At 38.6% G+C, this 13,486-nt stretch carries 8 protein-coding genes; 6 read left to right on the top strand and 2 right to left on the bottom strand.

Going from position 1 to position 13,486, the window contains the following annotated elements; genetic code table 11:
- Positions 1-162 precede the first annotated feature (162 nt).
- The 5 genes from R6U77_RS01735 to murJ all read left to right on the top strand — a co-directional run bounded on the left by R6U77_RS01735 (position 163) and on the right by murJ (position 9,388).
- Positions 163-2,913 (top strand): S-layer homology domain-containing protein, encoded by a 2,751-nt coding sequence (locus R6U77_RS01735; RefSeq protein WP_319837181.1) that lies wholly within the window; start codon positions 163-165, stop codon positions 2,911-2,913.
- A 352-nt stretch (positions 2,914-3,265) separates the two neighbouring features.
- Positions 3,266-5,371, top strand: a complete 2,106-nt coding sequence (locus R6U77_RS01730) for a methyl-accepting chemotaxis protein (RefSeq protein WP_319837180.1) — start codon at positions 3,266-3,268, stop codon at positions 5,369-5,371.
- A 171-nt stretch (positions 5,372-5,542) separates the two neighbouring features.
- The gene (locus R6U77_RS01725) at positions 5,543-6,685 is read left to right on the top strand and encodes a polysaccharide pyruvyl transferase family protein (RefSeq protein ID WP_293926930.1); all 1,143 of its coding nucleotides are present in this window, start codon (positions 5,543-5,545) and stop codon (positions 6,683-6,685) included.
- Positions 6,682-7,749, top strand: coding sequence for a glycosyltransferase (locus tag R6U77_RS01720; protein ID WP_319837179.1), 1,068 nt, complete (start codon positions 6,682-6,684; stop codon positions 7,747-7,749). The genes R6U77_RS01725 and R6U77_RS01720 overlap by 4 nt, the downstream gene beginning before the upstream one ends.
- Before the next feature lie 133 nt (positions 7,750-7,882).
- Positions 7,883-9,388, top strand: a complete 1,506-nt coding sequence (gene murJ / locus R6U77_RS01715) for a murein biosynthesis integral membrane protein MurJ (protein WP_319837178.1) — start codon at positions 7,883-7,885, stop codon at positions 9,386-9,388.
- A 180-nt stretch (positions 9,389-9,568) separates the two neighbouring features.
- On the opposite strand, the gene R6U77_RS01710 is transcribed toward murJ, so the two are convergent.
- A complete protein-coding gene (locus R6U77_RS01710; RefSeq protein WP_319837177.1) occupies positions 9,569-10,891 on the bottom strand; it encodes a S41 family peptidase in 1,323 nt (440 codons plus the stop codon).
- A gap of 24 nt (positions 10,892-10,915) precedes the next feature.
- A complete protein-coding gene (brnQ, locus tag R6U77_RS01705; protein WP_319837176.1) occupies positions 10,916-12,238 on the bottom strand; it encodes a branched-chain amino acid transport system II carrier protein in 1,323 nt (440 codons plus the stop codon).
- Between the two features lie 237 nt (positions 12,239-12,475).
- Here brnQ and R6U77_RS01700 point away from each other — a divergent pair, with 237 nt between their 5' ends.
- Positions 12,476-13,318: a LysM peptidoglycan-binding domain-containing protein gene (locus R6U77_RS01700; RefSeq protein WP_319837175.1), complete on the top strand. Its 843-nt coding sequence runs from the start codon at positions 12,476-12,478 to the stop codon at positions 13,316-13,318.
- Positions 13,319-13,486 lie beyond the last annotated feature (168 nt).

Genomic DNA, 13,486 nt, shown 5'->3' with positions numbered 1-13,486 from the left:
CTTTGAGGACAGCTACTTTTATTTTATGCAAGCAAAACGTTGGTCATCATACTGTCATATGTTTGTAATAGAATATTATTGAAAAATTTGTTAATGTAATAGAGTAGAAAACTTATAAAAAGAGAGGAAGTGACGTGCTTCGATTTTCATTGAAGCAGAAAAATGAAACGCATATATTTAGGGCTACTAAGTGCAATGTTGATGTTTTCAATTGTATTAGGGGGAGCAACGAGCGGATACGCATTCCAAACGACAAATGATTCTTATCCTGTGTCACAAGGAGTGAAATATTCGAATTATACATATACGCAGTCAAAAGTAAATCATTTGCAAGTTGATTTATCAAATCCGTATACAAAATTAACGGTCGGTTTACCATCACCGATTAACTCGGTAATGACGACAACAGATCAAGCAAATCGTAATTCTAAGGAAGGAAATCGCGTAGTTGGTGCGATTAACTCAAACTTCTTCAATATGGGGGACGGGTACCCTCTTTATTTATTATCGCAAAATAATGCGATTATTACACCGAGTGTTATTTCTTCATCAAGCTCAAATTATGTAAATCAGCCAATTGCATTCGGTATTACAGCAGATGGCAATGGTGAAATCGCTTATTACAATAGCAATATCGTTGTAAACTATAAAGGTGAAAATATTAAAGTAAGCGGCTTAAACGTTAATCGTGGTACAGATCAAGCGGTCGTTTATACACCACAGCATCATAGCTCACAAACGCCAAATGGTAGTAAAGGTATGGAGTTTATCGTGGAAACAGGCAATACAATTGGTGCTACTCGCTTTGGTCAAACAATGACAGGAAAAGTAACTGCAATTCGTGGCTATGGCGATGAAAAGAAGGCAAAAATTCCACGTAACGGCTTCGTTTTATCATTTAACGGTTCAAAATGGGGCGATAAATTCCGAGACATTAAAGTGGGCGATGATATTTCTGTATCCTTCACGATTGATGATCGTTGGATGGATGCCCAATTTATGATGGCAAGTGGTCCATTACTTGTCATGGATGGCAAAGTCAATTTAACGATGGATGCGAATAGCTCGCGTGCAAAAGAAATAGCACCACGTACAGCGGTCGCGATTAGTAAAGATAAAAAGACCGTTCATTTAATTACAGTAGATGGGCGCCAAGGCTCTAGTAAAGGGATGACGCTAACGCAGTTTGCCAATTATTTAGTACAGCTAGGGGTGGACCGTGCCATTAATCTTGATGGTGGTGGTTCGACAGCGATGGGTATTCGTAAATATGGTAGCAACACAGTTGTATTAGCAAACGCTCCATCTGGCGGCTCACAGCGTCGCGTATCAGGCATTTTACAGGCAGTTAGCACTGGCACAACTGGTACTGCTGCAACGATGAAGGTAACACGTGACCAAGTAGGCTCTTTATTAGTAGGGGCAAGCGTTAAGCTAACACCTGAATATGTGTTAGATGAGCACTACAATCCACTACCAGTGAATGCAAGCAATTTTACGGTGACAGCACAAAATGGTCATGTTTCAGTAAATGGTCTTAGCTTTACAGGTGTGAGTGCAGGCAGTGAGCGTGTAACAGTAACAAATGGTGGCGCAACACAAACAATGACATTTAATGTTTTAGATGCACCAACAAGCTTAAAAATCTCTGCGCCTGCAACAACGATTGATCCTGGCGCATCCTTGCAATTAAAAGCGACAGCAACAGGACAAAACAATGAGAATTTAATTTATTCTCCATCGCAAATCGAGTGGTCTGTTGATAGTGCATATGGCACAATTTCACCAACAGGCTTATTCCAATCGAATGGTAAGCTTGGCAAAGTAACGATTAATGCGAAGCTTGGCACAAAAACAGTGACGCAAGAAATTGATGTAAAACAATCATTTAACCAACAAGTATTTGCGATTTCAAACTTTGAGAAGTCTGGTGAATGGCGTGTAGAAACAGCGTTAACAACAGCGAAGGCGACTTTAGAAAACGCAAAAACAATCGGTAAGCAAGGCAGCTATTCAATGAAATTAACGTACGATATGACTGGTAACCAAGAAGGAACAGCAGCAGCTTATTTACGTTTAAATTCATTAATTCAATTACCAGCAGAGCCAATCAAGCTTGGTGTCTGGGTATATGGTGATGGCAATGGCACATGGCTACGCGGTCAAATTCGTGACATCGCAGGTGGTAAGCATACGATTGACTTCACAGAGGAAAATGGCCAAACATGGACAGGCTGGAAATACGTTGAGGCAAGCATCCCGAAAGATGTACCGAAGCCAATTTCATTAGAATCGATTTATATTGCACAGCCAACTGTAGCGAAGCAAAAAGCAGGTACATTATACTTTGATAAGCTACAAGCGATTTATTCATCAAACTATGAAGAAGCACCGTTCACAGATATTAGTGTGAAGCATAACTATAAAAAAGAGATTCAATATTTAGTGGAAAACGGCTTAATTAACGGCTATGGTGATGGCTCATTTAAGCCAGAGCAAGCATTAACACGTGCACATGCTGCTGTGTTATTGACACGTGCATTAGGCTTAGATACGAAGTCGGTATCAAATCCCGGCTTTAAAGATGTAGCGACAAGCCACCCTTACTATAAGGAAATTGCAGCAATTGTCAATGCCGGTATAATGAATGGAACGGGTCAAACTACATTCGATCCAAATGCCAAGCTAACACGTGCGCAAATGGCTAAAATTTTAGTTGTTGCTTATAATTTAAAAGGGACAACAGCAACAAAATTCAAAGATGTAAATCCTCAGCATTGGTCTTATGACTATGTGCATACATTGGCATCGAATAAGATTACAACAGGCTATGAGGATAATACATTTAAGCCAGGCGTGGAAGTGTCACGCGTTCATTTTAGCTTGTTCCTATATCGAACAATAACAAAATAAAAAATTGAAGGTTACTCGCAAAGCAGGCTATTGCTGCTTTGCGGGTAGCCTTTCTTGCTTAATTGAAGCATGCAAAAATAAAAATAATTGATAGCCAATTGAAAAAGCCATTAATTTACCTTACTATGTTTAGTATAATAGTAGTATATTTTAATTTGATTCAGAGGAAATCCCTCACTTTGATAAGGTGGGCTGTTAGGTGTTCAAAAGACTACTTTAATTAAGAGGGAGGGCCAAACTTCCCGCTGATTCAAGTTAAGCTTCTGCGGGATATCTCACAGATTTGATAAACTGAAAGGAGCACATAGTCAAAATAATATATATTTTTATAATGAATCTAGGGAGGGACATAATGAAAAGAAAGCAAAGTATTCCATTAAAGTTATCTTCTTTAATTATAGGTGTATTTATTTTATTGTTTATTACTTATTTATTAATCACAGGAATAATTATTAAAGGTCAAAATGCGAGCGATGCTGAAAATTTAACATTAATTACAGCAGAGCAAGCTACGTTAAAAATGGGTGAACGTTTTAAAAAGACCAATACAGTGTTAGCAACAACAAAGTCAATGATAGAAAACTTAAAAAATAATAATGACCTTTACACAGATGATGTGTTAGAGATGGTTACTTCTAATTTACAAAATAACGTGGATATTATAGGTGCTGGAGCTGTGCTGGAGCGTGGGGCGTTTGAAGTAGATTCATCGGTAGAGCAGCGCTATGTCGATTCACAAGGGCGCTTTATCCCATATTTAGCAAACGAAGGCCAATCTATCACAACGACAATGCTAAACGATTTAGATGATAAAGTAGCCTCTGCATGGTATTGGATACCAAAAGAGCAAAAGCGCATGACATTAGTTGAGCCATATCCATATGAAGTGAACGGGCAAACGATAGCTATGACAACGATTGCTGTACCTTTAATTGATGCAAGAGGCAATGTATTTGGCGCATTAACTGCTGATATTTCAATCGAATATTTAAATGAATTAATCGTAGCGGAGACACCAAAAGGCGGCTATGCAGCAATTATTTCAGATGCTGGTGAGCTTGTGACAAATAGCTTTGGAGACAGTGGCGGCAATATCGAGGAGTATAGCAATGTCGTATGGGATACGATTAAGCAACAAATTGTAAATGGTGATACTGCGAGTCTATACACATACTCTGAATACTTTGAGGATGATGCTTATACAATTTATAAGCCGATGGTATTAGAAGGCATTGATGAAAAATGGGCTGTGCAATTAATATTGCCAAAGTCTGTAGTTTTAGAACAGTATAACCAAATATTAATGATAGCAATTATTTCTGCTATCGTGATTATTATGGTCATGGCACTAATTAGCATTTGGTATATTTATAAGCAGCTTCGTCCATTGAAGTATTTACGAGCATCTATTGAGGCGGCTGCATCTGGTGATTTAACACAAACAATCGATCCGAAATATATTAAATACGATGAAATTGGTACCGTGACGATGGCTTATAACAATATGATTGAGCAAACAAGTGGAATTATTCAAACGGTGCAAAATTCAACACAGACATTAAATAATGCAACTGAGCATGTGATGAATTCATTTAATGAAATTACTGCCTCTAGTGTTGAGGTAGCAACAGCAATTGATGAAATTGCTCAAGGGACATCGAAGCAATCCGAGGATACAGAAGAAACGAACTATCGTATGATGGATTTATCAGATGAAATTGATTCGCTATCAGGTATTTCTAATAATATGGACGAGCTGTCACAGCAAACGCAAGAGACTATTTCAAATGGTATGAATGAAGTAGTGAGCTTACGTGAGCATAATACAAAAACGAATGAAATGAACAAGCGTATTCAGCAGCAAATGCATGCTTTAGCAGCTGACATTTCAAATATTAATAATATTATCGCATCGATTCAAGGCATTACAGAGCAAACGAACTTACTTGCATTGAATGCCAGCATTGAGGCTGCACGGGCAGGAGAGCACGGCAAAGGCTTTGCTGTCGTAGCTGAGGAAGTACGCAATCTAGCAGAGCAATCAAAGAAGGAAACGGAAATTATTCGTCAAACAGTTGCAGGCATTTTAGAAAACTCAAGACAAACTGTTGAAGTGATTGATTCCAATGCACAATTGTTAGAAATGCAAAATGAATCTGTTCAAAGCACAGAGCAAGCATTTAAAAATAATAGCGAGCTCACACTAGCAATTACGACTGCTATCGCTAAATTAAAGGAGCAGCTTGAAAATATGCTAGAGCATAAAAACCAAGCAACAATGGCGATTCAAAGCATTTCAGCTATTTCTGAGCAAACAGCAGCATCTGCTGAAGAGGTAAGTGCAACTGCACAATCACAGCAAAATGAGCTATTTAATGTTTCTCAAGCAGTTATGGATGTAGAAAGAACAACGAAGGAACTACGCGAGGCGATTCAACGATTTACATTGAACAAATAAAAAAGTGTTGGGAAAATGAAAGTTTTCCCAACACTTTTTTAGGTGCCAGGCACACACACAATTTCCACACAATTCAAAACGACATTTATGCTATACTAAACGATAGAACAAATTGAAGAAAAAAGCGTCATGATATGTAGATAGATTGAAATAAAAAGGATGAATGTACACGTGAAAATAGGAATTGTCGGTAACTACGGAAATGATAATAATGGGGATGAAGCGATTTTATTAAGCATTATTCGCCAGCTTGAAAAGGCCTTTCAAATAGCCACTGAAAATATTGTTGTATTTAGCAATAATCCAAAGCAAACAGCACAGCGCTACAATGTGCAAAGCTATCCGCTTTATCATAAAAATGGTAACGCACCAAAAACGTTTTTTAAAACATATCGCGAAAACTCGAAAATCGTCAAAACGTTGGATTTTGTTGTCATTGGTGGTGGCGGTATTTTAATGGATTTATATAAACGTGAGGCACCTCTTTATGGCTCTTATGCGATGATGGCTAAAAATGCAGGCGTGCCATATGTTGTTTATGGCTGTGGTGCAGGACCGTTGAATACAGGGCTTGGCAAATGGTTTATTCGTTATATGGCAAAGCATGCACAAAATATTTCAGTGCGTGACCCACAGTCAAAATCATTGCTGGCATCTATCGGTGTAAAGAGCGATGTTCATATTATTGGAGACCCTGCCTTTAGCTTAGAGGTAGAGCGTGAACATTATAGTGAGGCGCCTAAAAAAATTGGTGTGACAGCTGTTCCATATTATAATGCATCATACTGGCCAACAGGGGATGAGGAAAAATACCATCATTACATTGCAGGTATGGCAAAAAACTTAGACCGTGTCATTAAAGAGCAGAATGCTGAAATTACATTTTTCGCAACGAAATATCCACAGGATGCCGATGTAACGAAGGATATTCAAAAGCTAATGAAGCATGGTGAGCGTACTGTAATCATTGACGAAAACTGTCCGCCGCAGCGTATTTTAGAGCTAACAGCTTCATTTGATGTGTTAATTGGGACACGCCTTCACTCGCTTATTTTAGCAACGGATACGAAAACACCGATTATTGGCGTATCATACCATGTCAAGGTCAATGATTTTTTACAAATGGCAGGGCTGGGTGATTATTCATTAGCAATTGATACATTGCATGAGCGCGATGATTATTTTAGCACATTATTCAATCAATTGCAGGAAGATTGGTCAGGCGCACAGGCGCTAGCAAAGGCAACAAATGATGCCTTCAAGGAAAAATCTGCTCTTGGTCTGAAGCTTTTACAGGCAGGTGCAAAGCGATGAAAAAAGCGTTAATCATTAGCAATATGTACCCAACAAAGGAGCATTTAGCTTATGGTGTTTTCGTCAAAAATCAAGTGCAGCAATTAAATGAGGCTGGCATTGAAACATTGCTTGCAGTAAATGATAACCCTGCAACAGGTAAAAAAAATGTGCTGAAAAAATATGCGAAATGGGCGTTGAATGTGCTAGCTACATTTCGTAAAAATAAACGTGATATTAGCCTAACGCATGCACATTACGTTTTTCCAAGTGGCATGTTTAGCTATTATTTAAAAAAACGCTATAATGTGCCCTATGTTGTGACAGCACACGGTGGCGATATTAATAAAATGGCGAAGAAAAGCGCCCGCATTCAAGGCTATACGACAAAAATATTGCAGCATGCAGACCACGTCATTGCAGTAGGTGAGGAGCTAGCACAAACAATACAGCAAGATTATGGCATTGAGCCTACACGCCTTTCTGTCATGAGCATGGGCATTGACCGCAATATATTTAAGCTTGGGGACAAGCAGCAAATGCAACAAGAGCTTGGTGTGGATTGTGAGCGTACAAACTTCTTATTTGTTGGCAATATTATTGAAGAAAAAGGAGTGTCAGAGCTGATTACAGCGTTTCAGCAGTTGGAAGAGGGCACAGCTACGCTTTATTGCATTGGCTCGACAAAGGATGCAAGCTTTACGGCAAAGGTGAAAGCCTTAGTAAAGAGCGAGCATATTCATTTTATTGAGCCGATGCCACAAGCGGAGCTAGCACGTTATTTTCAAGCTGCAGATGTATTTGTGCTGCCATCCTATATTGAAGGGCTGGGACTAGTTGCATTGGAGGCGATGAGCTGTGGCACACCTGTCATTGCATCAAGCGTCGGGGGCTTGAAGTATATGCTAGCAGATGGTGCGGGTGTGCTTGTGCCACCGAAAGATGCTGCTGCATTACAGCAGGCGATGGAGCAAGCGTTAAATGGCTTAGATATTAACGAGCAAAAAGTGCAGGAACTACTAATAACGCATGATGCACAAAATATTGTGAAGCGATTAAAGGAAATTTACGCGAACGTGGAATAAACTTCGAAAAACGTGGAATAAAATCCTGAAAACGTGGAATAAATCATAAAAAACGTGGAATAAACCCACGAAAACGTAGAATAAATTCAAAAAACATGCCAAAGATAAGGATTGATGAAGGGTGAACCGCATTTTGAAAATTGTCGGAGCAGTAGCGGTTGTTAATATACTTGCTCGGCTGTTTGGTTTTTTGCGTGAGGTCATTATCGGTACGCAGTATGGAACGACAGAGCTTGCTGCAAGCATTATTAATGCCTACACAATCCCAAACTTTTTATATTTAGTTATTGGTGGAGCGTTTACGACCGCCTTTATTTCGATTTATCATAAAACAACAGCAGCGCGGACGGAATATATTAGACGAACATTTACAACCATTTTCGTGTCGATTGCAATTATTTCATTATTATTTATCGTCTTTACAGAACCAATTTTACAGCGGTATTTCCAAGTGTCAGCAGGTGAAGAATATGAACGCTTGAAGTCGCTTTATTATTGGATGATGCCATCAACAATTATGCTTGTATTGTCGACATGGCTAAGTGGTGTTTTAAATGTGCAAGGCAAGTTCCATTTGTCGAGCTTTTCTGTGCTCATTTACAATTTATCCTTTTTAATTATTTCAGTCGGGCTATCATTTATTATCGGACCAATTGGGTATGGCGTCGGGGCATTGCTTGGAGCAGCCTGTATGTTCTTTTTCCTCGTATTTGGAGTGCGTAAAGCGGAGCATATGTCATTCAGACCAATGCTACCTAATACAGAAGACCAGAAGGAGCTTTGGAAGGTTGCCTTACCGATTATGCTTGGTGGCGCAACGGCACAAATGTATATTTTAATTCAACGCTTCTTCACAAATATGTTAGATGTAAGTGCAGTATCTGCGGTGAACTATGCGACAAAAATGTCACAGTTTCCACAGGCAATTTTAATGACAGCTGTAACGACGGTTATTTTCCCATTGCTTAGTAAAAAAGAAGGCGAGGGAGATATGGCGGCTGTTAAAGGACTATATTTACGTGGATTGCGCCTGCTTTACATATTAGTCATGCCGATTTCCGTTTATTTTTATTTCCAAGCGGAGCCGATTGTGCGTATTGTCTTTGAGCGTGGTGACAAATGGGATGCGGCATCGACAGCAATTACATCACAGCTGCTTGTAATTTTTAGTATAACAATGTTTTTCCTTGCAGCGAATATGTATGTGACACGCTTCTACTATGCTAAAGGCAATTCCATGACACCTGTTATTTTTAGCTTTATTACCGTGTTTGGTGTAAATATTGCAGTGATTCAGCTAATGATTGGGGAATATGGGGCAGATGCAATTGCATGGGGAACAGTTGTTAGTGCGGCAGTAAACTTCATATTGCTTGTTGCATGGCTACAGTGGAAATATAAGCTGAAGCTTGTGGATGGCAATCTACTACAATTTATGAAAATGGTTTGCTTAACAGTTGGCTATATTGCGATTACATGGCTTGTGACAGCATATATCCAAATTGATTTTATTTGGGCACATGCGATTGTGACATTTATTGTCACAATGTTAGGCTATGCGTTATTATTAATAGCCTTGCGTTTCTCAGAGCTACAACAAATGATCGTTAAAGTGAAAAAGAAAGTATTAAAAAAGTAAAAAATAGCTGAAGAAAGTATCTCATAGCTATCAAATTTAACTGATTGTCTCATTTATGTGACAATCAGTATTTTTTAGACAGATTCATGAATAAAATGGAAAAAGCGCAAATGTATCAGAGAACTTGCAAATAAATTCGAAAGGCAGTAGAGAAAACACCGATTTTCTCTACTGCCCTCTTTAATTGACTGTAATATGCATATACTGCCCTTTTGCCTTAGCTGTTGGCGGGATAAGGAGCATATATTGCGTATTTTTAACAAGTGGCTTTGTAGGTGTGATAATGAGCTGCTTGTTTTTTTGTGTTACTTTAATTGGCACAGTGTTGTCGCCAAGCGCAATAAGCTCCACTTTGTTTGTTGTCACAGCCTTGCTGTAAGTTAAAGTGAAGGAGTTGCCTTCCTTTACTTTTGTAGCCTTTAAAGCCTCATAGTTTTTGAATTTGTTGTTAACAAGTGCGTCGAAATGTGCCGTCATAATGGGTGTAGTCGTTGCAATATGTGGACTTACACCTACTTCATTAATTTTACTGCCAGTTGGACCAGAAAACTTCCCAATTGTTAGCTTTAAGTAGCTGCCATCGGAAAGCTCGAAAAATCCTTGCATTGTGCCTTTACCATATGTTTTTTCACCATAGACAACAGCGGACTTTTGATCCACTAATGCTGCAGCGAGCATTTCAGAGGCACTTGCGCTAAAGCGATTGACAAGTACACGCGTATCCTTTGGAAATTTGATTGGCTGATAAATGGAATTATACGTCATTGTGCCAGCTGTCGTTTGGAGCTTATAAGCATAGGGCGACTTTGGGAACATGCCGATTAATTCCTCGGCAGCTGTGACGTAGCCACCGCCATTATCTTGGACATCTATAATAAATGTCGTTGCGCCCTGTGATTTTAGCTCATTAAATGCTTTTTTGACAAGCTGTGCTGCATCCTCTGAAAAAGAGCTTAAATGAATAAAGCCTACATTTCCATAAAGCAGCTTTGTTGTTATATTCGGTATGCTAAATGGCTGACGCACAAGCGTTATATTTTTTGTTTGCCCATTACTCAGTATACCAAGGCGTATGGATGTATTTTGTTCACCCATAATCAGTGATGTCGCTTCTTGAACCGACATGGAAACAGTAGACTGCCCATTGATGCTTACGATAATTTGCCCACTTTTCACACCAGCTTTATATGCGCTACCTCCCTTAATCACTTCTTGAATTAAAATACCTTTATCATGCTTTTCCACAACAACACCGATACCAACAGAAGTCATTTCAATGGAATTAATATATTGTTCGAATTCTTTTGCAGTGAAGAAAGTTGAATATGCATCAAGCATATCCATTACTTCTTCAATTGTTGTAGCTTTGTTTAAATTACCATTGATATTGCCAACATATTCTTTGTTAATAATGTGCTTCACTTCATCTAACGTATTTGCATTTGCTGTGATTGGTAGTAATAAAAAGAAGCTAAAAAGCATTGCCTTTAATAAATTTCTCATGCGCTTCACACCCTTATAAGTAGATTAAGCATTGCGATATTTCTTTTGAACACTGTAAATCATTAAGCCAAGCAATGTTGCGATGCAGGCAGGAATAATCCAACCGATGCTTTGCTCATACAATGGAAGCTTACTTATTATACTCTCATACATATTTATTTGAATGCCCATCGTCTTTAAACCATCATAAATACTAATGGCAGCCGTTACAACTAAAGGCAATCCGTAAACGAGTGAGCTATGCTCAAAGCGATTTGCGAATAATGCTAATAGCATCAGCACGATGGCAATTGGATAAATAGCAAGTAAAACTGGTAATGAGTATGAAATAATTGATTCTAAGCCAAAATTAGCAATTCCTAAGCCGAGTAATGTAAATACAATTAAAAAAACTTGATAGGAAACGCGTGGGAATAGCTTGTTGAAAAATGACGCGTTCGCTGATAGCAGCCCGACAGCTGTTGTTAAGCAAGCTAAAATGATTGTTGCAGCTAAAATGACACTACCTGCCTTGCCAAAAAGGGCCTTCGTTGCTTCAGCAATGATGACACCGCCATCTTTGTGGAAGCCGATGACACTTGTGCTTGTCACACCAATATAAGCAAGTGAGATGTAAACAAATGCTAAGCCAAGCGCTGCGACGATGCCAGAGAATATAACGATTTTAATTTGTGCCGCTCTATCCGTTAAACCGCGACCATTTAATGCTTGGACAATAACGATGCCAAATACAAGTGCAGCAAGGACATCCATTGTTAAGTAGCCTTGGATAAAGCTTTCAAAAAACGGTGAAGTTTGATAGTGTCCTTGTGCTTCCCCAATCGGACCAAGCGGCGTAATCACACTTTTTAAAGCAAGTGCTAAAATAATCAAAAGTAGAGCGGGTGTTAAAATTTTCCCGACACGATCTACTATTTTTGTTGGATTAAATGCTAAATATAACGTGATTGCGAAAAATATGAATGTTGTGATGAATAGAGCAAGTGGGTTTCCTGCCATTTGCTGTGATAAAAACGGTGCTTTAATGCCGATTTCATAGGAGACAGCTGCTGTTCGAGGAATCGCAAAAAATGGTCCAATTGATAAATAAATAATAGATGTGAAAATAAGCCCGAAAAGCGGGTTTACTTTACTCGATAGCTCATGCAAATCTCCTCCGCTTTTTGCCACGGTGATAACACCGATAAGTGGCAATCCAACGCCTGTTATTAAGAAGCCAATCATTGCGATGATAATGTGCTCTCCAGCTTGCTGCCCTAATAATGGAGGGAAAATAATATTTCCTGCCCCTAAAAATAATGCGAATAGCATGAAACCTACAACGAGGTTTTCACGAAAAAACTTCATGGTAATTCTCTCCTTAAACTAGTGCCTAACGTATATTACTCTTAGCATACACTTTTTTTTAAGGATTGGAAATGTTATTACAGTACTTTCATAATTAGCATGTCTTTTGACGGAGAAAAATTCATCACAATATGATAAAAGTTTATAGATAGAGGAAAATAGGCTATTGTGAATTACTTAATAGATTCGTTACAATAAAAATAACTAGAGTAATAGAGAAGGGACGGGGTTTTGATAATGGCAAGTAAATGGCAGGCTGCGGTGGCAAGTGCACTCATATTGTCAGCACTTGTAGTACCAGCAGCAGAGGCAGCATCTTATACCGTACAAAAGGGCGATACATTGACAAAAATTGCAAAGGAACATGAAGTAACAGTGGAGCAATTAAAGCAATGGAACAATTTAAAGGCAGATGCTATCTTTATCAATCAAAAGCTAGTTGTCACAGACGGAGCAGTGAAAGCAAATAAAGTAGCTGTCGTCGAAAAAATGGCAACGCATACAGTGAAAAAAGGCGATACATTGGCATCAATCGCACAAAAAAATAATATGACAGTAGCGCAGCTAAAAGAATTAAATAAGCTACAATCAGATGTCATTTATATTAATCAGAAGCTACAAATAAATAAAGTTTCTCCATCGAAGCCACAGGAAGCAACTGTGGAAGCGCCAGTAATTACTACTTCACCGAAAGCAGATGGACAAGCTGTTTATAATCAAGTAATAGCGCTTGCACATGAATTAATTGGCACACCTTATGTATTTGCGGGTAATACGATAGAAGGCTTTGATTGCAGTGGCTTTGTGAAATATGTTTACAGCAATGCAGGCTTAAATATTTCACGTAAGAGCAGCCTTGATTACTACTTGCAAGATACGACAGCTGTAGAGCAACCGATGCCAGGAGATGTGGTATTTTTCAAAAATACGTACATACCTAATATTTCGCATATGGGTATTTATATAGGAGAGGATCAATTTATTCACGCTGGTACAACAGGTGTGGAAATATCGAAAGTAACACATAGCTATTGGGCGGAACGCCTCGTTGGGTATAAGCGTTTTAATGGAATTGAATAGTAAGGTGATAACTGTTCGAAAAGCCAAAATTTCGAACAGTTATTTTTATATAGACATAGACGAAAAGACTCATTACCTTAAAAATACCATAGCAAATGAGTTCATTTTGACTAGTTTATATTACAAATGTTACAAAAGTGTAAGAGGAATAGAGTGAAATGTCTCGAA

The organism is Lysinibacillus louembei, from assembly GCF_033880585.1.
Lineage (GTDB): Bacteria > Bacillota > Bacilli > Bacillales_A > Planococcaceae > Metasolibacillus > Metasolibacillus louembei.
The sequence above is the reverse complement of the archived record's forward strand: the minus strand, read 5'-3'. Positions and strand labels throughout refer to the sequence as shown.

Excerpts from the sequence above, each read along its gene's own strand:
- R6U77_RS01710 (WP_319837177.1), bottom strand. The coding sequence starts at position 10,891 with ATGAGAAATTTATTAAAGGCAATGCTTTTTAGCTTCTTTTTATTACTA.
- R6U77_RS01735 (WP_319837181.1), top strand. The coding sequence starts at position 163 with ATGAAACGCATATATTTAGGGCTACTAAGTGCAATGTTGATGTTTTCA.
- R6U77_RS01720 (WP_319837179.1), top strand. The coding sequence starts at position 6,682 with ATGAAAAAAGCGTTAATCATTAGCAATATGTACCCAACAAAGGAGCAT.
- R6U77_RS01700 (WP_319837175.1), top strand. The coding sequence starts at position 12,476 with ATGGCAAGTAAATGGCAGGCTGCGGTGGCAAGTGCACTCATATTGTCA.
- R6U77_RS01730 (WP_319837180.1), top strand. The coding sequence starts at position 3,266 with ATGAAAAGAAAGCAAAGTATTCCATTAAAGTTATCTTCTTTAATTATA.
- brnQ (WP_319837176.1), bottom strand. The coding sequence starts at position 12,238 with ATGAAGTTTTTTCGTGAAAACCTCGTTGTAGGTTTCATGCTATTCGCA.